11 protein-coding genes are annotated in these 23292 nt (G+C 69.4%); 8 read left to right on the top strand and 3 right to left on the bottom strand.

The window, feature by feature from the left end; translation table 11 throughout:
• Nucleotides 1–8 precede the first annotated feature (8 nt).
• From gspK to VN11_RS12160, 8 genes are all read left to right on the top strand, one after another.
• Nucleotides 9–914 carry a type II secretion system minor pseudopilin GspK gene (gene gspK, locus VN11_RS12195; protein ID WP_053449922.1) on the top strand — a complete coding sequence of 302 codons (906 nt, stop codon included), beginning with the start codon at nucleotides 9–11 and terminating at the stop codon, nucleotides 912–914.
• Complete coding sequence (gene gspL / locus VN11_RS12190; protein ID WP_053449921.1) at nucleotides 911–2074, top strand: type II secretion system protein GspL; 1164 nt, start codon at nucleotides 911–913, stop codon at nucleotides 2072–2074. The genes gspK and gspL overlap by 4 nt, the downstream gene beginning before the upstream one ends.
• Nucleotides 2071–2598: a type II secretion system protein GspM gene (gene gspM, locus VN11_RS12185; RefSeq protein ID WP_053449920.1), complete on the top strand. Its 528-nt coding sequence runs from the start codon at nucleotides 2071–2073 to the stop codon at nucleotides 2596–2598. The genes gspL and gspM overlap by 4 nt, the downstream gene beginning before the upstream one ends.
• Nucleotides 2595–4976 (top strand): type II secretion system secretin GspD, encoded by a 2382-nt coding sequence (gene gspD, locus VN11_RS12180; protein WP_053449919.1) that lies wholly within the window; start codon nucleotides 2595–2597, stop codon nucleotides 4974–4976. The genes gspM and gspD overlap by 4 nt, the downstream gene beginning before the upstream one ends.
• A complete protein-coding gene (gene gspE, locus VN11_RS12175) occupies nucleotides 4973–6406 on the top strand; it encodes a type II secretion system ATPase GspE (RefSeq protein WP_080374927.1) in 1434 nt (477 codons plus the stop codon). The genes gspD and gspE overlap by 4 nt, the downstream gene beginning before the upstream one ends.
• A gap of 7 nt (nucleotides 6407–6413) precedes the next feature.
• Nucleotides 6414–7613 (top strand): type II secretion system inner membrane protein GspF, encoded by a 1200-nt coding sequence (gene gspF, locus VN11_RS12170; RefSeq protein ID WP_053449918.1) that lies wholly within the window; start codon nucleotides 6414–6416, stop codon nucleotides 7611–7613.
• Between the two features lie 218 nt (nucleotides 7614–7831).
• On the top strand, nucleotides 7832–8968 hold the full coding sequence (locus VN11_RS12165; protein WP_053449917.1) for a substrate-binding domain-containing protein: 1137 nt from the start codon (nucleotides 7832–7834) through the stop codon (nucleotides 8966–8968).
• 233 nt (nucleotides 8969–9201) lie between these two features.
• Nucleotides 9202–21597 carry a filamentous haemagglutinin family protein gene (locus tag VN11_RS12160; protein WP_053449916.1) on the top strand — a complete coding sequence of 4132 codons (12396 nt, stop codon included), beginning with the start codon at nucleotides 9202–9204 and terminating at the stop codon, nucleotides 21595–21597.
• A gap of 220 nt (nucleotides 21598–21817) precedes the next feature.
• Here VN11_RS12160 and VN11_RS12155 read toward each other — a convergent pair whose 3' ends face one another.
• Genes VN11_RS12155 through gspH form a run of 3 tightly spaced genes read right to left on the bottom strand, consistent with a single transcriptional unit; the run spans nucleotide 21818 to nucleotide 23234 of the window.
• A complete protein-coding gene (locus tag VN11_RS12155) occupies nucleotides 21818–22432 on the bottom strand; it encodes a prepilin-type N-terminal cleavage/methylation domain-containing protein (protein ID WP_053449915.1) in 615 nt (204 codons plus the stop codon).
• The gene (gspI, locus tag VN11_RS12150; RefSeq protein ID WP_053449914.1) at nucleotides 22429–22791 is read right to left on the bottom strand and encodes a type II secretion system minor pseudopilin GspI; all 363 of its coding nucleotides are present in this window, start codon (nucleotides 22789–22791) and stop codon (nucleotides 22429–22431) included. Before gspI ends, VN11_RS12155 begins: the two co-directional genes overlap by 4 nt.
• The gene (gspH, locus tag VN11_RS12145; RefSeq protein ID WP_053451322.1) at nucleotides 22788–23234 is read right to left on the bottom strand and encodes a type II secretion system minor pseudopilin GspH; all 447 of its coding nucleotides are present in this window, start codon (nucleotides 23232–23234) and stop codon (nucleotides 22788–22790) included. Before gspH ends, gspI begins: the two co-directional genes overlap by 4 nt.
• Between the last annotated feature and the right edge of the window lie 58 nt (nucleotides 23235–23292).

Raw genomic sequence — 23292 nt, 5'->3', positions numbered from 1 at the left:
GCCCGCCGATGGCAACCCGGGTGCGTTCGGTGTCGTGCGCCGGCCAGCGTGGCATGGCGGTGATCGTGGCGATGCTGGTGGTGGCGTTGGTGGCGGTCATCGCCACCGCGCTGCTGACCCGGCAGTCGGCGCAGCTGCGCATGCTGCGCGGCGACCAGCTGCGCGCGCAGGTGCGCATGACCGTGGACGCCTCGCTGGAGCGCGCGGCACAGCAGCTGCGTGAAGACGCGCGCGAGCAGGTGACGACGGTGCGTGACGGGCGCTGGGCGCGGCCGCTGCAATCGCAGGTGCCGCTTCCGGTACAGCTGCAACTGGTCGATGCGCAGTCGATGTTCAACCTGCGCAATCTGCTGGCACACGGCAAGCCGGACCCGGACGCACGGCACGCGTTCATTGCCCTGTGCGCCGGGCAGGGGCTGGGGCAGGGCGCCTGCGCCTCTGCGGCCGAGCACATACAGGCGCGCCTGCGCGATGGCGACATCCAGGCGCAGGCGCCCCTGCCGCGCGAATCATTGATCGAGCAGGCCTTTGCGGGGTCGGATCCGCTGGCCGTGCAGGCGCTGGCACGGCGCACCGTGGTGCTGCCGGCGCAGACCCTGGTCAATGCCAACACCTGCGATCTCAGCGTGCTGCAGGCGGTCACGCCCGAGGTCGAACGGGGGCGCCTGCAGGCGCTGCTCGGGGAGCGGGACGGCGGCCACTGGCTGCTCAATCGCGGTGACATTGCCAATCGACTCCAACTGAGCAGCGCGCAGATGGCCCTGGTGCCCCTTGGCATTCATAGTGAGTGGTTTCTCGCCGTCGGCCAGGTACAGGCCGACGGCCAGGCGGTCGACTTCCGGGCGCTGATCTGGCGTGAGTACCGCGATGACGGTGTGCGCGTGCAACGCGTGTGGACGAGGATCGGCGCATGAGCATGCAGTTGAGGATCTGCCTGCCACCGCTGGAGCGCCTGCGCACCGACAGTGAGGTCGATTGGGCGCTGCTGCACAAGGGCGCCGTGCAGGCGCATGGCCGCGGGACGCTGATGGCACTGGGCCAGCGCCATCCACAGGCCGAGGTGCTGGCCTGCCTCGATCCGCACGATCTGATCCTGCTGGAGCTGCAGCTGCCGCCACTGACCGGGCGCAGGCTGCAGGCTGCATTGCAGGGCGAAGTGGAAGCGATGCTGCTGGATGACCTGCAGGAGGTGGCCCTGGCGCACGGCGCGCAGGCCGATGACGGCAGCGTGCCGGTCGCCTGGCTGGGCCAGCAGGCGATGGTGCAGGCACAGCAGCTGCTGGGAGCGTGCGGCCTGCGGCTGCGGGCACTGTATCCGACGCCGCTGCTGCTGCCGTGGAACAGCGGGGAAGCGACGCTGCGGGCCTGCGGTGAGCACCTGCTGGTGCGCAGCGGGCGCGACCGGGGCGGCGTGCAGTGGTGCGGCGGGCGTGACGCGGGCGCGGTGATGCAGGCGCTGGCGGCACGGCTGCAGCAGTCCGGCGTACAGGCCGTGCAGTGGATCGGTAGCGTGCCGTCCACGTGGCCGGAAAGCCTGCCTGCCACGCCGGTCGCGCACGAACTGCAGGCCTGCGGACCGTTGCCAGGGTGGTCTCTGCCCCTGCCCAGTGCGGCCCGGAAGCGGCCGCGGTTGGCAATCGGGCTGGCATTGGCCGCGGTGCTGCTGGCGGCACTGGGCCTGCAGCTGCAGGTTTCGCGTTGGCGCAGCGAGGGCGAGGCGCTGCAGCAGGACATGGCGCGGCAGTTCAGCGCGCGCTTCCCCGAGATCACCGACGTGGTGGACCCGGTGCTGCAGGCGCGGCGTGCGCTGGCCGCACCGGCGCCGCTGCCGTCGTTGCCGGCGGTGCAGCGGCAGGTGGCCAGTACGCTGCAGGCCATTCCGGAACTGGGCGGCCAGGTCCGCGGCCTGCGTTACCAACCGGGCCAGCTGGACCTTGAACTGGACGCAGATGCGCAGGCGCTGGCCGACGACGCACAACGGCTGCAGCAGTGGCGGCAGGCGGCCCAGGCACAGGGCCTGGAGCTGGCACGCGCGAACGATGGGCGCCTGCGCGTGAGCGGGGGCGACCGGTGACCACACCGACCCTGCGCCGGGGTGGGGGGCTGGCAGGCCTGCAGCAGCGCTGGCAGCGCCTGCCGCCTCGCGATCGGTTGATGCTGGGCGTGATGATGAGTGCGCTGCTGGTGGCGGGCCTGTGGTCGTTCTGGCTGGAGCCGCTGCTGAAGCAGCGCGCGCACTGGCAGGCAGAGCTGCCGCGGCTGCAGGCGCAGGCCACCGCACTGGCGCCGCTGCTGCGCGCCCGCGAGCGCCAGCAGCAGGCCCGGGATCAACGCCCGACGCTGGCCGGGCTGCGCGAACGGATCAGGTCCGCCGGCCTCGCCGAAGGACTGCATATCGAAGCACGCGACGGGCGCTGGCACCTGCAGGTGCAGGCCGTGCCCGCCGACGCGCTGTGGAACTGGCTGCTGCCGGTGCTGGCTGATCCGGCCATCGAACTGCAGCAGCTGCAACTGACACGTACAGGGGATGCGAACATGCCGGCGGCACGGATTACCGGAAACATCGTGATGGCACCCGTTGCAGGTGGACATTCATGAGAGCGATGCGCAGTCTTGCCTGCAGCAGCGCGCTGGCCCTGATCGTGGGCATGGCGCATGTTCCGGCTGTGGTGCTGGCGCAGGACGCCCGCGATGAACCGGTGCAGTTGAACCTGGTGGATACCGATATCGGTGGCGTGCTGCGCATGGCAGCGCGATTCACCGGCCGCCAGTTCCTGGTCGATCCGCGGGTGACCGGCAAGATGACCGTGGTCTCCGAGGGTCCGGTCAGCCGTACCCAGGCCTACCAGCTGCTGCTGGGTGCGCTGCGCATGCGTGGCTTCGCCGTGGTCGAGAGCGGCGGTGTGAGCCGGGTGGTGCCACAGGCCGACGCCAAGCTGCTCGGCGGACGCGTCGGTGCGGGTGGCGCCGGCGGCGAGGTGACCACGCGGACCTTCGCGCTGCGCTACGAGAACGCGGCCGCACTGGTGGCGGTGCTGCGGCCGATGATCAGCCCGGACAACCCGATCACGGCCAACCCGGGCAACAACACCCTGGTGATCACCGATTACGCCGACAACCTGGAGCGCATTGCGCGGGTGATCGCCAGCGTGGACACCCCCGCTGGCATGGACACCGATGTGGTCAAGCTGCAGCAGGGCATCGCGGTGGACGTGGCGGCGATGGTGGCGCCGCTGCTGGATGCACAAGGCGCCGAGCCGAGCCAGAAGGTGGTCGTGATGGCCGATCCGCGCAGCAACAGCGTGCTGCTGCGCTCCAGCAGCCCCGGTCGCACGCGCCTGGCGCGGCAGCTGGTGGAGAAGCTGGACAAGGCCCAGGACGAGTCCGGCAACCTGCACGTGGTGTATCTGCGCAACGCCCAGGCCAACCAGCTGGCCGGGGTGCTGCGCGGCGTGGTGGCCGGGCAGAGCGATGCACCGGCGATGGGCAGCAACGAGGGCATCACGCCGTTGCCCGGCGATGCCAGCCGCAGCACGCCGTCACAGCCGTCGCAGGCGCAACAGGCAAAGACCGGCGGCAATGCGCTCGAATCACAGCGGCTTGATCCGAACCGCCGCGACCCGATCGAGGCCGGCAGCACCGGCTTCAGCCAGAACGGCATCTCGGTGCAGGCCGACGTGGCAACCAACACGCTGCTGATCTCGGCGCCCGAGCCGGTGTACCGCAACCTCCGGCGGGTGATCGACCAGCTTGACCAGCGCCGCGCGCAGGTGCTGGTGGAAAGCCTGATCGTGGAGGTCAACCAGACCGACGCGGCCGAGTTGGGCGTGCAATGGATGCTGGGCAATGGCCGCACCTTCGGCGGCACCCATTTCGGCGGCACCACCGGTGGCAGCGGGCTGAACACCGGCGCGCGCACCACCCTGGACGTGCTGCCCAAGGATGGCCTGAAGATCGGTGTCATCGACGGCACCATCAATCTGCCGGGGGTCGGCCAGATCCTCAACATGAAGGCGCTGGCCAATGCGCTGCAGAGCAGGGGCGGTGCCAACATCCTGTCCACGCCCAACCTGATGACCCTGGACAACGAGGCGGCCAGCATCATGGTCGGCCAGACCGTGCCGTTCGTCAGCGGTCGTTACGTGACCGACGGCGGGGGCGGCAGCAACAACCCGTTCCAGACCATCGTGCGCGAGGACGTCGGCCTGAAGCTGCGCGTGCGTCCACAGATTTCCGAGGGCGGCACGGTGAAGCTGGACATCTACCAGGAAGTCAGCAGCATCGACGCGCAGAGCGCGAGCAGCACGGCCGGCATCATCACCAACAAGCGTGCACTGGACACCAGCGTACTGCTGGACGATGGCCAGATCATGGTGCTCGGTGGGTTGCTCGAAGACAGCGTCAGCCATGGTCGTGATGCGGTGCCCGGGCTGGGAAAAATCCCGGTGCTGGGGGCACTGTTCCGCAGCGATACGCGCAAGCGCGCCAAGACCAACCTGATGGTGTTCCTGCGCCCGCACGTGGTGCGCGACCCGGCCGCCGGGCAGCGTCTGACCCGCGACCGCTACGACTACATGCGCAACGCGCAGGCCGGTGCGCAGCCGGCACAGAGCTGGGCACTGCCCGCGCTTTCCGCGCCGCAGCTGCCGCCGCAGGATCTGTCCGTGCTGGGCCAGGGCAATGCGCGCGATGGCCAGGGCCAGCCGTTGCAGAACAGCAGCCTGGCGGCGTTGTATCCGGCCGGCGAAGGCGATGCGCAGCTGGTGCAGTTCGCGCAGGGGCTGGACGTGGCACGCGCCAACCAGGGCGTGGCGCAGGCGCGGGCACTGGGATTGCAGGCCTATGCCGAGGCCACGCCGGGCGGGAGTGGACAGCGCCTGCGGGTGCGGCTGCCACGCGATCCGGCGAGGCTGGACCCGGCGCTGCAGCAGTTGCGTGGGCTGGGCTACACGCCGGAACTGGTGATCGGTCCGTGAGCGTGACCGCGCCGCTGCCGTATGCCTGGGTGCGCAGCCACGGCGTGATGCTGGCCGAGGCCGGCGGTGAGCCGGTGCTGCTGGGCACTGCCGAAACGGCCGCCTGGGCAGTGGCCGAACTGCGCCGCCGGCATGGCCCGCTGCCGTTCCAGGCGCTGGATGCCGCAGCGTGGCAGCAACGGCTGGGGGAGCGGTATCGCGACGGCGGCGATGCCGCAGCGGTGGTCGGTGCCGCTGAAAGCGAAGTGGATCTGGACCGCCTGATGCAGGACATGCCGGAAGTCACCGATCTGCTGGACGCGCAGGACGACGCGCCGGTGATCCGGATGATCAACGCGCTGCTGGCGCAGGCCGCACGCGATGGTGCCAGCGACCTGCACATCGAGCCGTTCGAGACCCATTCGGTGGTGCGCTACCGGGTGGATGGCACCCTGCGTGACATGGTGCAGCCACGCCGTGCACTGCACGCGGCGCTGGTGTCGCGCATCAAGATCATGGCGCACCTGGATATCGCCGAGAAGCGCCTGCCGCAGGACGGTCGCATCGCGATCCGGGTCGGCGGCCGGCCGCTGGACATCCGCGTGTCCACGGTGCCGACCGGGCATGGCGAGCGCGCCGTGCTGCGCCTGCTGGAAAAGGATGCCGGCCGCCTGCAGCTGCAGCGGCTCGGCATGGCCGACGACACCCTGGCCACGTTCACCGGATTGATCCGGCAACCACATGGCATCGTGCTGGTGACCGGCCCGACCGGCAGCGGCAAGACCACCTCGCTGTACGCCGCGCTGGGCCAGCTCGACAGCAGCACCAGCAACATCCTGACCGTGGAAGACCCGGTGGAGTACGACTTCGCCGGTATCGGCCAGATCCAGGTCAATGCGCGCATCGGCATGAGTTTCGGCACCGCGCTGCGCGCGATCCTGCGCCAGGACCCGGATACGATCATGATCGGCGAGATCCGCGACCTGGAAACCGCGCAGATCGCGGTGCAGTCATCGCTTACCGGGCATGGCGTGCTGGCCTCGCTGCACACCAACGACGCGATCTCGGCGGTGACCCGCCTGGCCGACATGGGCGTGGAGCCGTTCCTGCTGGCTTCGTCGCTGCGCGGCGTCCTGGCGCAGCGGCTGGTGCGGCGCCTGTGCACCCAGTGCCGGCGTGCAGAGGTGGATGGCGAGGGCCGTACCGTGTGGCGCGCGGTGGGCTGCGCGGCGTGCGCGAACAGCGGCTATCGCGGGCGCACCGGTATCCATGAACTGTTCGTGGTCGATGAGCGCGTGCGCGCCCTGATCCATGAAGGGCAGGGTGAGCCTGCGCTGCGGGAGGCGGCGCGGCGTGCCGGCATGCGCAACCTGCGCGAGGATGGCCAGCGCTGGGTCGACAGCGGCGTGACCACGCTGGAAGAGATCCTGCGCGTTACCGGCGACGCCTGAGGCGACGATGGCACTGTTCGACTACCAGGCCGCCAATGCGCAGGGCCGCATCGAGAAAGGACAGCTGGATGCCGACAGCCCGCGCAGCGCGCGCCAGCTGCTGCGCGGACGCGGGCTGACACCGGTACAGGTGAGTGTGGCGCGCGCTGCAGGCAGTGGCTGGGGCGCACGCCGCCTGTCCGCCAGCGAGCTGGCCTGGGCCACGCGCCAGTTGGCCAGCCTGCTGGCCGCAAGCCTGCCGCTGGAAAGCGCGTTGAGCGCGGTGATCGAGCAGGCCGAGCGCCCGCACGTCGCGCAGGCGCTTACCGCGGTGCGTGCCGACGTGCGCGCCGGCCAGCGCCTGACCGTGGCACTGGCCGCGCGGCCGCGTGATTTCCCGCCGATCTACCGTGCGCTGGTCGGTGCGGGCGAAGACTCCGGTGATCTGGCCCGGGTGATGGAGCGTCTGGCCGACTACATCGAGGAGCGCAATGCACTGCAGGCCAAGGTGCTGACCGCCTTCATCTACCCGGCGGCGATCAGCCTGGTATCGGTGGCGATCGTGATCTTCCTGCTCAGCTACGTCGTGCCGCAGGTGGTGACCGCGTTCGTGCAGGCGCGGCAGACGCTGCCGATGCTGACCCAGGTGATGCTGGCTGCCAGCGCGTTCGTGCGCAGCTGGGGCGTGTGGGTGGCGCTGTGCAGTGGCGCGATGGTGGTGGCGTGGCGGCTTGCACTGCGCCGGCCGGAGCTGCGCCTGCGCTGGGATGCGATGCTGCTGCGCGTGCCGATGGTCGGGCGCTTCGTGCTGGGCGTGAACAGTGCGCGCTTTGCCTCGACGCTGGCGATCCTGCTCGATGCCGGCGTGCCGCTGCTGCGTGCCCTGGAGGCGGCGCGGCAGACGTTGGGCAATGCACTGCTGGCGCGCTGCGCCGACGACGTATCCGCGCGGGTACGCGAAGGCGCGGCGCTGGGCTCTGCGCTGAAGGTGCAGAAAGTCTATCCACCTATCCTGGTGCACCTGGTGGCCAGTGGCGAGAAGACCGGTTCACTGGCGGCACTGCTGGATCGCGCTGCACAGACCATCTCACGCGAGATCGAACGCCGGGCGATGGCACTGACCGCACTGCTGGAACCGACCATGATCCTGGTGATGGGCGGGGTGGTGCTGACCATCGTACTGGCGGTGCTGATGCCGATCATGGAGATGAACCAGCTGGTGCAGTAGATCCACGCCATGCGCGGATGGAATCACCCGATTCTCCACACAATCCTCCACACCTTTTCCTGATCTTCCACAGGTTTCTTAAGCGGCCTGTCATCGGCGCAGACCAGCATGGACACGTCGCCGCAGAGTGGGCTGGGAGGCCCTCGGCGGCAGCAGGCGTGAAGTGACCGTTCCTCCCTTGGTGTTTCCCTTCGCAGTAAACCCTTCAGGAGAAGATCATGAACAAGTACAAGACCCTGGCCGCGCTGGTTGCCACCGCGCTGCTGGCCACCGCCGGCGCCGCCTCGGCGCAGTCGCTCGTGCAGGGCGGTGGCGCGTCGCTGCCGGCCAAGCTGTACAAGGGTTCGGCCGACAGCATCCTGCCGGCCAACTTCAGCTATGAAGTGACCGGCTCGGGCACCGGCAAGCAGGCCTTCCTGGAAAACCGTGCCGACCTGTTCAAGACCACCGGCACCGTGCATTTCGCCGGCAGCGACTCGGTGCTGACCGACGCTGAGATTGCCGCCTACGCCGCCAACTTCGCCCCGACCTACGGCCCGCTGATCCAGATTCCTTCGGTCGGCACCTCGGTCACCGTTCCGTTCAACAGCGCCGGTGGCAACCTCGACCTGAGCGTCACCCAGCTGTGCGGCGTGTTCGCCGGCACGATCACCAACTGGAGCACCCTGGACGCGAATCGTTCGGGCCCGATCACCGTCGTGTACCGCAACGAGAAGAGCGGCACCACCGAACTGCTGACCCGTTTCCTGGCCAGCGCCTGCTCGGCCAGCGACACCGCCGGCAGCACCCTGATCGGCGGCAAGTTCAGCACCACCCAGGAGTTCTGGAAGCAGTTCTCGTCGCTGCCGGCGAACTTCACCACCGCTTCGGCGCTGGGCAGCCAGCCGCTGTATGACAAGGTCTACGCCACCACCGGTGCGATCGGTTACATCGGCCCGGACGTGGTGCCGAACCTGAGCGACGCCACCAAGATCGCCAAGGTGCGTGGCTTCTCGCCGAACGACCCGAGCGTGCAGGCCACCCTGGACACGGTGCTGCCGCCGACCGGCGCTGCTGCCAATGACGTGCGCAACTGGGCCCCGGTGTTCACCAACCCGCCGGCCGTCGGCTACCCGATCGTGGGTTACACCACCTTCGAACTGGGCCAGTGCTACAAGGCCGGCAACGTTGCGCTCGCCCTGCGCGGCTTCCTGCTGGGCCACTACAACGGCAACAACGATGCCGCTTCGCGTGCCCACGGCTTCGTTCCGCTCACCGCGGCCTGGCGTGATGCCATCCGCAACCGCTTCGTGCTCGCCAGCAGCGTCAACGGCGTGAACAACGCCAGCGCCTGCGCCGGCCTCGGCCGCCCGTAATCGCGTCGAACGCAGTGCTTGAACCGAGCGCCGGCCGTGAGGCCGGCGCTCTCTTGCGTGTGGCCGCCGGCCCCGGACCGGACAGGTATCCGGTCCATTCCTGCATCGGCGGCGCTGTCTTTTGATGTCGGCTTCACGCAGCCGTCCCCGTCTTACAGAAGCAGGGCGCGTGCCGCCCGATCCTTCAGAGCGCGCCGTGATCGCGGCCGCCCAACCAGGTTGACGAGGTTCAGATGTCGCATCCGCTCACGACCGCTTCGCGCCCGTCCACGCTGCGCCGCAGCCACCCGATGGCCTGGGCCGTCGCCGTTGCGCTTGGCACGGTGGTGGCGCCGGCCAGTCAGGCCCAGCAGGCCTTCAGCCCGGCCTGGTTTGCCGACCGCGGTGCCGCCCAGGGCGCGGCCGCGCAGAGTGGACGCATGCCCAGCGGGGTGCCGATCCAGTTCCAGCTGCCCGCGCAGCAGCAGGATGCAGCCCGCCAGCAGCTGCAGCAGTCGATCGACAACCTGGGAACCGCCGCACAGGCCATCGCGCTGCAGCAGCGGCTGCAGCAGGAAGCCAGGCAGGCACGGCGTGACGCGGGATTCGTGGTCGCCGACGGGCTGGGCAAGGACGGCCTGAAGGTGGATGAGAACCCGCTGACGCGGGGCTGGACCAACGCCCGCGAGGCCATCCAGGCGCAGGGCGCCGATGGCCGCGTGCAGGTCAGCATCGAACAGACCGCAGACAAGGCGATCCTGAACTGGGAGACCTTCAACATTGGTGCCAACACCACGTTGAACTTCCTGCAGAACGCGGACTGGGCGGTGTTGAACCGGGTCAACGATCCCAACGCACGGCCCAGCCAGATTCTCGGCCAGCTGAAGGCCGACGGCAGCGTGTTCGTGGTCAACCGCAATGGTGTGATCTTCGGCAGCAACGGCCAGGTGAACGTGCGCAACCTGGTGGCGGCGGCCGCGCGGATCAGCGACACGCAGTTCCGTGACGAAGGCCTGTACAGCGTCAACGCCAGTTCGGATGCGCTGACCGAGGCGTTCGGCAAGGTGATGGTGGAGCGAGGTGCACGCATTGCCACCCATGAGCCCACCACGGCCACGCGCGGGGGCGGCTATGTCCTGTTGGCAGGGCGCAGCGTGGAGAATGCCGGCCAGATCGACACCCGCAAGGGCCAGACCCAGCTCGCCGCGGGCGACAGCTTCGTGATCCGGCGCGGCGTGGGCACGGCACAGAACACGTCGTCCACCACCGGTGGCAACGAGATCGCGCCGCGCTTCGTGGCGGGCAGCACGGCAGGCGATGTGCGCAACAGCGGCCTGATCCAGGCACGCGAAGGCGACATCACGCTGGCCGGACGTCATGTCGAGCAGGCCGGCGTCGCGGTCGCCACCAGCACCCTGAACCAGCGCGGCACCGTGCACCTGCTCACCTCCGCCAGCGATGGCAAGGCCAGCGTGACCCTCGGCCGCGATGCCACCACGGCCATCCTGCTTGAGGACGATGGCAAGACCACCGCGCTTGACAGCCAGCGGCAGGCGCTGCTGAACGAGTCGGCCACCCAGGACAAGGTGCGCAGTACCGCCGCACAGGGCGCGTTCGACAACCTGTCGCGGCTGCAGGATCGGCGCGACCAGTCGCGCGTGGAAATCGTCTCCGGTGGCACGGTCGAGGCCCAGGCCGGGTCGCTGACCTTGGCCACCGGCGGCCAGATCGTGGTCGACGCACGCCAACGCACGCTGTTGGGCGATGGCGCACGCGTGGATGTATCCGGCGCCACCGGGGTGAAGGTGGCGATGGAGAGCAACCAGCTGGAAATCAACGTGCAGGGCAACGAACTGCGCGATGCCCCGGACGTGCGCGATGCAGGCACGCTCAACAGCAGCCGGGTCTGGGTCGACCGGCGCGGTCTGATCTACGTGCCGGCCGGTACCGGCGGCCATGAAGGCGAGCGCTGGTATGCCGGTGGAGGACTGCTGGAAGTGAGCGGCTACCTGGGCAACCAGCGCCACTCCATCGGCGAATGGGCCGCGCAGGGCGGCACCGTGCAGCTTGCCGGCAGTGAAGTGGTCAGCGCCGCGGGTTCGCGGATCAACCTGTCCGGCGGCAGCCTCGATGTGGCCAGCGGCATGCTCAAGGAGAGCTGGCTGCGCGGCAACGATGGACAGCTGTATCGCCTGGACGACGCGCCGGTGGATCGTGGATTCGCCGGCCTGTATCGCGGTTTTGAAGTGGAACAGGCGCGCTGGGGCATCACCGAAGCCTGGCGCAATCCGTTGATCGGCAATGAATCGCGTTACGAGAATGGCTACACGGTGGGACGCGATGCCGGGCGGCTGCTGGTTTCGGCGCCCTCCGCGGTGCTGGAGGGGCAGATCGATACGGCCGTGTTCAATGGCGTGCGGCAGACGCGGGCACCGGGCAGCAGCACCGATGGCTACGTGCAATCGCAGACGGCGGTGGCACGCGGCGCACAGCTGTGGCTGGGGCGCTACGACGGTACCGGCCGCAATGCGGTGTTCGACTCGCAGGTGCGCATCGGCACGGCCCCGGCGGCCACCGCACGCTGGAGCCTGCAAAGCGCGCTGGATGAGAGCCGGCGCAACACCGTCTGGCTTGATGGTGCACAGTTGAGCGCCCAGCAGTGGGGCCGGCTGGACCTGGCGACGGCAGGCGGCATCCGCGTCGACGGTGAGCTGGCCCTTGCCGATGGCGGGCAGCTGAACCTGGTCGGTGGTCGCGTCGACATCAACGGCCAGGTCCGGATTGGCGGTGGCAGCCTGACTGCCAGCAACCTCCTGGCCGACGCCACCGGCCGCATGCAGGTGGTGCAGGCCAACGGCCGTGGTGTGGTCGCATTGGGCGAAACGGCGGTGATCGACCTGGACGGGCGCTGGGCAAACCAGCGCCTGGACGGCGGCGCCGGCAGCGCGCAGGCGTGGATCAACGGCGGTCGCGTGCAGCTGGAAAGCAGCCATGATGTGTCGTTGGCCGCAGGCAGCCGCATCAGTGTCGATGCAGGTGGACGCGTCGACCTGCAGGGCAAGGCCAGTGCAGGCAAGGGCGGTGACATCGCCCTGCTGGCCGACAGCAGCCAGGTGACCACCGACGGCAGTGGGCGCTTGCAGCTGGACGGGCGGCTCAGCGGCCTGGGCGGCACGGGGGCCGGCACCCTGCAGCTGGCGACCGGGGGCAAGGTGACGTTGGCTGACCGGGCCCGCGACGATGGCAGCCTGTGGTTGTCACCGACGCTGCTGCGCAGCGGATTCGGTCAGTACGACATCAACGGCCATGCCGGGCTTGAGGTGGCCGATGGCACCCAGCTGGACGTGCGCGCACCGACGTTGCGCGTGCGCCAGGCCGCTGCCGATGCAGCGACCGCAGGCGAGGGCCTGGAGGCCTGGACGGCACCGCTGTATGCCTTCGACCCGGGTAGCGGGTCGGTCACCCAGCGGCAGGGCGCAAGCGTGCTGCTGCGCTCGCAGCGCAATACGCTGGGCGGAGATGTAAGGATCGGCAGCAACGCGGTCGTGCAGGTCGATGCCGGGCAGTCGATCGAGCTGCGCGGCGGTGGCAACATCGACGTGGCCGGTGCGCTGATCGCAAAGGCAGGCAGCATCCGCCTCGACGATGTGCGCGACAACCAGCAGCGCTACCAGATCGGCGGCACCCCGTTGCGCTATCGCATCGGCAGCAACGCGCTGCTGGATGTGTCCGGCGACAGCTTCGCCGCGGAGGACGCCGCGGGTCGCCACCAGGGCGTGCTGCACTCGGGCGGCAGCATCGGGATCGGCGGTACGCTGGACTGGGAGTCGCGTGACGCGCTGGAGAACCGCCCACCGGATGCCTTCGTGGTGGTCGAGCGCGGCGCGGTTCTGGATGCGTCCGGTACCCGTGAGACGCTGACGGTGGATGGCAGTGGCACCCGCTCCGTGGCCAGCGACGGCGGCACGATCGTGCTGCGCTCGGCCAATGGCCTGTACCTGGATGGCACGCTGCGGGCGGCGGCCGGTGGCGTTGGCGCGCAGGGCGGCACGCTGGGCGTGGCCTTCGGCGGTGGGGTGTACGAGCGCCGGGCGGGCGCTGCGGAGCTTGGCCCGCGTGCAATCACCCTGGTGCAGCAGTCCAGCGATGCAGCCCCTGGCGCGTCCACGCCATTGCAGCACGGGCACGCCGAGCTGTCGGCGGCACAGGTGCAGGCCGGTGGCTTCGACCATCTTTCGGTGTTCGGCGATCTTCGCGCGCAGGGGGATGTCGACCTGCGCGTGGGGCAGAGCCTGCGCCTGTACGGGCTGAGCGATGCCGCGATGGGCATGGCCACCGGCAGCGCGGCGGGATCGGCATTGCACGTGCAGGCGCCCTATGTGCGCCTTGCGCAGGCACGCTGGTTCCGTGACACCTCGGACAATCCCTTTGTGGCGCCGGTGGCGGCCCGTGCCGACGCCGGCAACCACAGTTTCAGCGCCTCGGCACAGGTGCTGGACGTACGCGATACGGTCGATCTGGCCGGCTTCGGCAGCGCCCACCTTGCCAGCAGCGGCGACCTGCGGCTGCTGGCGAAAGTCAGTGGCAACAGCAACTTCTTCGATACCCAGCTGCTGGCGCCGTCGAGCCTGGACATCACGGCCGCGCAGATCTATCCGGTTGCCGGAACCAAGGGCCGTATCGCGGTATCGATCTACGACGTGCTGGGTGGACAGAACAACTGGACCGATGCCAAGGGCGTGCTTCGCATCCATGGCACCGGCGCCACGCCTCCTGCGGCCGATTCGGTGTTCGGTTCGCTGGCGTTGGTTGCCGCCACGGTCGAGCAGGGAGGCGTGGTGCGCGCGCCGCTGGGACAGCTGGTGATCGGCGGCCTGGGCCCAGGCAACGTCGCGTCGCGTATCACGCTGTTGCCCGGCAGTGTGACCTCAAGCAGCGCAGCCGGCCTCAGCGTTCCCTTCGGTGGCACCGTGGATGGCCAGCGCTGGCGCCTGAACGGCAAGGATGTCAGTCCCAGCCTGGTGGGCATGATCAACACCGTGGACACGGTGGGTGTCGACCTGCATGCCAACAGTGTCGACATCCAGGCCGGTGCGCTGCTGGACCTGTCCGGTGGCGGCACGCTGACCGGCGCAGGGTTCGTCAGTGGCCGCAGCGGCTCGGTGGACGTGCGCAGCCACGCACTGCGTGACGCCAATCCGGCTTACACCTTCAGCGCCAGCAGCAACGCGGTGTATGCCATTGTCCCGTCCTACCGCAACGGCATCGCGCCGCTGGGCCTGGCCGACGGCAGCGCCGACCCGGGCATCGGCCAGCGCATCACCGTGCCTGAAGGGGTGCCGGGCCTGGCGGCGGGCACCTATACGTTGCTGCCGGCGTCCTACGCGCTGCAGCCGGGCGCGTTCCGGGTGGAAGTAGGGGCGCAGGGCACGCAGCAGGCGTTGGCCACCGCCACCGGAACCGGCTCGTGGAAAGTCAGCGGCCAGCAGGCGCAGGGGCTCGCGCCTTCCGCATCGCCGTTGTGGACGGACCTGGTGCTGACCCCGGCCGACGTGGTGCGCCGCCACTCCGGCTACAACGAAACCGGCTACAACGCGTTCGTGCAGGAAGATGCGGCGCGGCGTGGCATCGCGCGTGGCATGCAGTCGGTGGACGCCGGCACGCTGCGGCTGACGCTGGGCGCCGGTGCAGGCCTGGGCACCACAGACGCACTGCGCATGCAGGGCATGACACGTTTCGCGGCCGAGGCTGGCAGCAAGGGCTTCGGCGGTACGGTGTCGGTGGTGGGCAATGGTGGCCCGAGTACCCTGGAAGTGCTGGGCGCAGGCCAGCGCGCCAGCGCGGGCAGCATGGCGGCCATTTTTGCCGACGCGCTCACGGCGTTGCAGCCCTCGCGCCTGATGGTCGGTGTGACCCTGCGTCCGGACGCCACTCTGCCCGGCACGCTGAATGTGAGATCGGAAGGCGGCGGCGTGCTGGTTCGTTCCGGTGCAACGCTGAGCGCCCCCGAGGTGATCCTGGGCGCAGCAGCCGGTGGCGCGGGCGTGGTGATCGAGCAGGGCGCCGTGATCAGCACGGTCGGGCGTGGAAAGCCCGGCTACGACGCCACCGATGGCTACCTGATGAAGCTCGATGCGATCACGGGCGTGCTGGCCGTGTCCAACGGCCAGACCAACCTGCTGTCGGGCGGCGCGGCCGCCCGGGTGGCGATCGATGTGGGCGCCTGCCGCAGCGACAGCTGCACCGGGCAGACCCGGTTGCTGTCCGAGGGCAGCATCAATGTCAGTACCGAGGGCGGGTTCCAGCTGCGCGACAATGTCAGCTATGGCACGCGCCGGTTGGGCCTGTCGATGACCGCCATCAACCTCGGTGATGCTGCATCGTTGCAGGCGATGGCTGCACAGGGTGCCCTGCCGCAGGGGCTGGCGCTGAACCAGCAGACCCTGCAGCAGCTGCTGCGGGGCAATACCGCGCTTGGCACGCCCGCGCTGGAGACACTGAGCCTGTCCGCACGCGACGCGATCAACGTATTCGGCAGCGTGGACCTGGACACCCGCAATCCGGCCACCGGCAACAGCAGCCTGCGCGAGCTGGTGCTGGGGGCGCCGGCGATCCATGGCTACGGCAAGGCCGGTGACCAGGCCCGCATCTATGCCGACACGCTGGTATGGGATGGCACACAGGCGGTATCGACGGTGCTGACCGACGGTACCCCGCAGGCGCCGGGCGCGGCGATGGTCGATCGGCTCGGCCATGGACAGCTCGAGCTCAACACCCGCTCGCTGATCCTCGGACGCGCGCCCTATACACGCCCCAGTTCGGAAGTGCCGGCCAACCGCCAGGTGCTCGGTTTCGACGGCGTCTCGCTGCGGGCCACGCAGCAGGTGCAGTTCGCCGGCAAGGGCACGCTGGATGTCTACCAGGCCCAGGGCGCCTACCAGGCCGGCACGGGTTGGCAGTACAGCGGCGGCGCACTGGACATCCAGGCACCGCTGCTGACCGGCGCGGCGGGAAGCACCCTGCAGGTACGCAGCGGGGGTGATCTGCGCATCAGCGGCGCCGGCCAGACCCAGGGGCACGAAGCGCTGGGCGCCGAACTGGGGCTGCAGGCACGCAATATCCTGATCGACTCCGTCGTGGCGCTGGCCTCGGGCCGCCTGCAGGCCAGGGCGGACGGCGACGTGGTGCTGGGCAGCAACGCCCGCATCGACCTGGCCGGGCGCCGCATCCGCGTGGACGATCTGGACAAGTACAGCTGGGGCGGCGACGTTGAACTCACCGCCCGCCAGGGCAACGTGCTGGCCGCCGCTGGCTCGAGCATCGACGTCTCGGCATCGAACAACCGCGCAGGGCGGATCACCGCCAATGCGCTGGGCGAGAACGCGGGCCGCATCGACCTGGCCGGGACCCTGCGTGGTAGCGCGAGTGGTCGCCAGGCCACCGGTGGCAGCACCGTGCCCTATGACAGCGGCGAACTGCTGTTGCGCGCGCAGCAGCTTTCCGACTTCGCCGGCTTGAATCGCCAGCTGGATGCGGGCGGCTTCTTCGGTACCCGCAGCTTCCAGCTCAAGCAGGGCGACCTGACCGTGACCGACACGCTGAAGGCGCGCAACGTTGCGCTCAGCATCGATGGCGGCAGCCTGCATGTGCTCGGCACCATCGACGCCGGCGGAGAGCAGGTGGGAAGCATCCGCCTGGCCGCGCGTGACCGCCTGCAGGTGGATGGACGGCTGGATGCACACGGCAGCGGGCTGCGGGTGGACAGCTACGGCAAGATCATCGACAGCAGCAACCGTGCGCTGGTGGAGCTGGGTAGCCGTGACGGCGAGGTGGTGCTGGGCAGTGCCGCGCGCGTTGACCTGCGCAGCGGCACCGCAGTTGCACAGGGCACCGCGCCCGGCCAGAACGATGGCGTGGCACGAGGTACCTTCACCCTCAATGTGCCGCGACGGGGTACTGACGATGCAGCAGTGCGCGCCGAGTCCGGTGCGTCGGTCACCGGCGCGCGGGATGTGCTGGTCAATGCCTTCCGGCGCTATACCGACGCGCCGCTGGCAGCGACGCCGGACGTCAATGGCCATCGGCCGCAGCTGGTCACCCAGCAATGGCTGGACACGGTGGTCGATCCGCACAACCAGGCATGGATGAACGCCGCCCTCGGCAATGCCGATCTGGCCGCGCGCACCGCGGCACTGGGCAAGGTGCGGCTGCGGCCCGGCGTGGAGATCGTGGGCCAGGTGTCGGCCGACAATCCCACCGGCAACCTGACCGTGCGCGGCGACCTGGACCTGTCCGGCTACCGCTATGGCCCGCAGGCCAATCGCAATGACCCCCTGCGTCGTGGATTCGGCGAGTCGGCTGCGCTGGTGCTGCGCGCAGCGGGCGATCTCAGCATCTATGGCAGCATCAATGATGGTTTCGCGCCGCCCCCGGCCAACCCCGATGAGTCGGGCTGGATGCTCGGAGAGACGGCCGATGCCAATACGCTGCGCATCACGCCGCTTGGCGGCGACATCGTGGTGCCCATCGATGGCGTGACGCTGCAGGCCGCGACACGGTTCCCGAAGGGCGCAGTGCTGAACTACGCGATCCCGGTCACGCAGACCGATGTGCCCGCCGGCACCGTGCTGCCGGCGGAGATGCGGCTGGGCGCACGCCTGCTGTTGGCGGCGGGTACCGTGCTGCCGGCGGCAGTCACCCTCGCCGACGGCACCGTGCTGGCCGCGGGCAGCCTGCTGCAGCAGCCGTTGCAGCTGGCTGCCGGTGATCGGCTGGGCGCCGGCTTCCGGCTCGCTTCGAAAGCAACGCTGGCGGCGCAGCTCTGGCCGGCAGGCGCGGCGTTGCCGGAGGCCATGGAACTGTCCGGCGCGGTTGCACTGGCACCGGGCTCGCTGATTCCGTCGATGACCGCGGTGAAGCTGCCCGGCGGCAAGCCGGTCAACCTGCGGCCGGCCGATGCCAACGGCAGGCAGGGCCGCAACTGGGCGTTGGCGGCAATGTTGCCGGAAGGCACCACGTCGTGGGATGTCACTGCCGTGGCCGGTGCCGATACCTCGGCAGCCGATCCGCGCCTGCGCCGGCTGGATGCCAAGGGCGACCTGATCCTGGCCGACAGCCACTATGGAACGATCGGCACCGTGCAGAAGACCAGCGAGTGGATCGGCGAGCGGGTCCTCACCCTGGATGGCGCGCTTGCGCTGATCGGTGATCCCTCCTACGCCAATCGACCGTTGAAGGAAGTGGCCGAAGAACTGGGCGTCGACGAGCAGACGCTGTGCGACGCCGGCGAAGGCTTCTGCGGCCTGGCCCCGCGCCTGGTGGCCAAGCAGGCCTCGCTGGACCTGGTGGGCGACGAGTCGGCGGTGGGCATGTCGGCGAAGGAATTCGCCGAGATCTTCGGCATGACCGAAGAGAGCTTCTGCGCGATCACCGACTACTGCTATGGCGGCGGCGAACTGATCGAGAAGACGATCTATGGCTCGAAGCTCGGCACTCCACTGTGGAGCGTGCTGCGCACCGGCAAGGGCGACCTGCAGCTGCTGGCCGGCCGCGACGTGCGGATGATGTCGGGCTTCGGTGTGTACACCGCTGGCGCCCCGACATCGCTCGGCAACGGGCGCGATGCAGTGTTCAATCCGGGCCGGGCGCCGGCACCGGGGCTGTCCACCGTGCTTGGGCCGACCGATGCGGACGGGCGCTATGCAGCCGCCTTGGGGGCATGGCAGGCCTGGTATCCGGACCACGGCGGAAACCTGACCGTTTCCGCGGGCCGCGACATCCGTGGCGACCTGTGGGACAGCGCCGGCCAGGTCGGATTCGATGTCACTCCGCGCAGCCAGACTGAAGGCGCGGGCTTTGCCCCCAGCGCGGTGGGCAACTGGCTGTGGCGACAGGGCAGCCCGGGCGTGGCCGGGGCGCAGCCCACGGCGACCAGCTGGTGGGTGAACTTCGGCAGCTACACCAGCCTGCCGACGCTGACCGGTGCGCGCATGGTGGGCTTCATGGGCTTCGGCACGCTGGGTGGCGGCAACCTCACCCTCGAGGCCGGCCGTGACGCGGGCGTGGCCAGCGGAACCGTGGTCAATTCACTGGCACGCCATTCGTCCGGCGTGGTGGCAGCGGTGGGCTCGACCGGGCGCGTCGAGGCCGACGGTACGCTGCACCTGACCGGTGGCGGCGACCTGGCGGTGCGCCTGGGTGGCGCGCTGAATCCGAACCTTGCACTGGCAACCAGCGATCCATCGTTGAACCAGCCCAACCTGCCGCTCAGTGGTGCGCTGGTCAACCTGCGCGGGCGCATGCAGCTGGACGCGGCACGCATCGGTGGCATGGTCACCAATGTGGCGCACTACGTGGCGCCGTACAGCGGCCTGAGGCAGGAAGATCCGTTCCGCGCGCAGCTGGGCGATGCCATGGGCGGGCCGGTGCTGGTGCTGGGCGATGCGGTGGCGACCCTGCAGTCGCGCGGAGACCTGGTGCTGGCCGGTGTGGCCGATGCCGGCCGGGTGCCGGTGCCCAGCTACAACGCACTGGCGCTGGGCGATGGCCGCACCGCCGCTTCCAGCAGCTGGTTCTCGCTGTGGACCGCCAATACCGCGGTGGACCTGATCTCGGCCGGTGGCGACCTCGCGCCCGGCCAGCAGAGGGGAACCGTGATGGCCACCGCAGAGTCCGGCGAACTGTTCGCCGAAGCGGTGAAGCAACGTGGCGGTGCCGATCTTCGCTACTGGCTGTATCCCTCGCAGCTGCGGATGCTGGCCGCCAGCGGCAGCATCCGCCTTGCGGAAACTTCGACCACGGGCGGTGATGCGCGCGATGTGCTGCTGACCGCGCCCTCGGCACGCGGTTCGCTGGAAGTGCTGGCGATGGACTCGATCCTGGTGCCGATGCGCGGTGCCGACATCAGCAGCTCCGGCGCCGATGTGCGCTTGCCGTCGCCGTTCGCACCGGCCTTCACCGCCGAGGTGGGCGCGACGGTGATCGGCAACGCCTCGGTGGATGGCGTGGCAGGCAATCCGCGCGCCTCGCTGCCGCTGTTCGCGTTCGGCCCGAATGCGCCGCTGGCGCGGGAACTGCGCGAAGGCACCAGCGCGCCGAATCGATTCTATGCAGTGCAGGGTGACATCGTCGGCCTGAGGACCGGTGGCCAGTGGACGCTGGATAACGCCATGGGCACGCGCAGCCTGCTCAACTGGAGCGATCTTTCCGCCCCGGTCCAGGTGCGCGCCGGCGGCGATATCCTGGTGTCCAGCATCGGCGCGATGAACACCACTGCCACCGACATCACCGTGGTGCAGGCCGGGCGCGATGTGGTGCGCAGCACCGTGCACGTGGCCGGACCGGGCAACGTTGATGTCAGCGCAGGCCGCCAGCTTCGCTTCGAGGACGCGGGCAGCGTGACCACCACTGGCGGCCTGATCCAGGGCGATACCCGGCCGGGTGCCAGCGTTTCATTGACCGCCGGCAACCAGCACATCGCCTTCGATGCGGTGCGCGCCCGCTACCTGGGGGCTGCCAATCTTGCCGACCCTGCGCAGCCGCTGGCATCGCAGCCGGGGAAGGTGGCCAAGATCTACGACGCGGAACTGAAGCAGTGGCTGTCGCAGCGATTCGGCATGAGCGTTGACGACGGCTCCGCGCTGGCCGCCTTCGATGCGCTGCCGAAGGAGCAGCAGCACATCTTCCTGCGCCAGGTCTTCTATGCCGAACTGCGCGAGGGTGGCCGCGAGTACAACGATGCCGAGGGGCCGCGCTTCGGCTCCTACCTGCGCGGGCGCGAAACCATCGCCACCCTGATGCCGGACAAGGATGCGAACGGTGCGACTCTCGACCGGACCGGCGACATCGTGATGTTCGGTGGCTCTGGCGTGCGTACCGAAGCCGGTGGCAACATCGAGCTGCTGGCACCGGGCGGCCAGATCGTACTGGGCGTGGCGGGCGAGGTTCCGCCAGCCAGTTCGGGCCTGATCACCCAGGGCCGAGGGGATATCCGGCTGTTCAGCCAGGACAGCGTGCTGCTGGGGCTGTCGCGGGTGATGACCACCTTCGGCGGTGACATCCTGGGCTGGTCGGAGCAGGGCAACATCAACGCCGGGCGCGGCTCGCGCACCACGCTGCTGTATACCCCGCTGCGCCGTGTCTACGACCGCTGGGGCAACGTCGTGCTGTCACCGCTGGCGCCTGCGACCGGCGCCGGCTTTGCCACCCTGAATCCGATTCCGGAAGTGCCGGCCGGCGACGTCGACCTGATCGCGCCGCTGGGCACCATCGACGCGGGCGAGGCGGGCATCCGCGTGTCGGGCAACATCAACCTGGCTGCGCTGCAGGTGCTCAACGCCGCCAACATCCAGGTGCAGGGAGAGAGCAAGGGCCTGCCGGTACTGGCCACGGTGAACGTCAACGCGCTGGCGGCAGCCAGTGCAGCGGCAAACAGTGCCAGCCAGGCCGCACAGGACGTGATGCGCAAGAGCCAGGACGACGCGCGGCGCAACCAGCCGTCGGTGATCAGCGTGCAGATCCTTGGCTTCGGCAGTGGCACCAGCAGCATCCAGCCGCCGGCGCATGGCAACACCGCCAGCGGTGGCTACGACGACAACAGCGCCTTCCAGTTCCCGCAGGCCAGGCGCGATGAAGGCAAGCAGCGCCGCTGAGCATCGAACGGCGCTGCAGGCGGCAGCATCGGGCCAGCCGCCATGGAGGGGTGGCGGCCCCAGCCAGGACGGCACGGAGGGCAGGGAGCGGCCATCAGCGGTGAGGACCACCGACACGGCGCCGCCGGGTGCAGGAGTGCACCCGGCGGCAGGAGGGCAGTGCGTCGTTGCCCGCCAGTAGATCCACGCCATGCGTGGATGATTTTCCTGCAAAGGCGTCCTAAAGCCCCACCACCCGCCGATAGCTCAACGCACCGCGCCCGTCGCGCAGTTCCAGCCGCAGTTCCAGGCCGGTGGCCGGCAACACCTCGCCTTCGCCCGGCAGCGACGCCCAGCCCGCCCCGGGCTGCCACGCACGCAGCTCGAAGCGCTGCACGGCTCGTGCGACCACAATGCCCTTCGACGGCTCGGGTGCGGGCAGCGGGTAGCGGTCGGTGGCAGCGCCGCTGGCCCGCCACAACGTGTCCCCCTGCCGCCACCAGCGCACGCGCTGCCAGCGCAGCCCGTCGCTGCCCACGCTGCGGGTGATCTCCAGCGCGAAACTCCCGTCCGGGTGGCGCTCACTGACCAGAGAGGGCGGCAGCAACCGCTGCGGCTGATCGGCCGGACGCACCGCGCCGTTCATCAGCGCATCATCGGCGCGCATCTCGACATCGCGCTGGAACTGCTGAACCGCGCGCAATGCACGCGTGGTTTCCGCATCGGCCTGGCGCAGGCGCTGGTCGCTGCTGGCCACGCTGTCGATGGCCCGCCAGCAGATCAGTGCCAGTACGCCCATGATGGTGATCGCGATCATCACCTCGATCAGGGTGAAGCCATGCACCGGGCGCTTCACGGCGTGGCTGTCCAGGGCAGCTGCATCCGTGCCAGCGACTGCCGCGGCGACTGTTCGGCCACCACGCTCAGTTCCAGCTGCGGCTGCCCATCCGCCCCGGTGCCCAGATGCTGCAGCACCAGGAACCGGCTGCGCCCCTGCAGGCAGCGCTGGCGTGCCTCCTGCGGTACCTGTCCGGCCAGGCGCAGTTCCTGCCATCGATCCTGCGCACACATCAGGGCCAGCCGACGGTCGCGCAGGCGCGACTGATCATCGGTGGCGACCGCGACCGATCGCATCACCGCGGCCAGGGCAATCGACACGATCGCCAGTGCGATCAGCACTTCGATCAAAGTGAATCCGCGCGTGTTCCGTTTCACTGCACGACCTGCAACTGTCCGCTGCCATCATCACGAAGACGCAGCAGGCGACCGTCCAGCGACAGCCGTACTTCCCAGGCAACGCCGATCCATTCCGGGCTCAGTTCGATGGCGGTGGCCGGCTGTACCGAAATGCCGGCGGCCTGCCACTTCTGGGGCCGCAGCAGGTCGTCGCGCTGTACATCCACCCAACGGCTGCCTTCGCGGCGGCTGAAATGGTAACCGTCGGCGTCGGCCTGCCAGCGCACGGTGTTGCCATCGATGCGGGCCTCGTCGCGCGCGACCTGCAGGCGTTGTGCCAGCCGCTCGGCCTCCTGCCGCAACTGCCGCGCGGGGTCGAGCAGGCTGCCCAGGCCCAGGCCGATGCCGGCCGTGCAGATGCCGATGATCACCAGCACCACCATCAGTTCCAGCAGGGTGAAACCACGCGGAATGTGCAGCATCGACATTGCCTCCGGTCCTTGCCGATGCCTGCCAGCGTATGCGCGGATGATGAAACAA

Source organism: Stenotrophomonas maltophilia (assembly GCF_001274595.1).
GTDB classification, from domain to species: domain Bacteria; phylum Pseudomonadota; class Gammaproteobacteria; order Xanthomonadales; family Xanthomonadaceae; genus Stenotrophomonas; species Stenotrophomonas forensis.
This window is presented reverse-complemented; position numbering and strand designations above follow the sequence as displayed.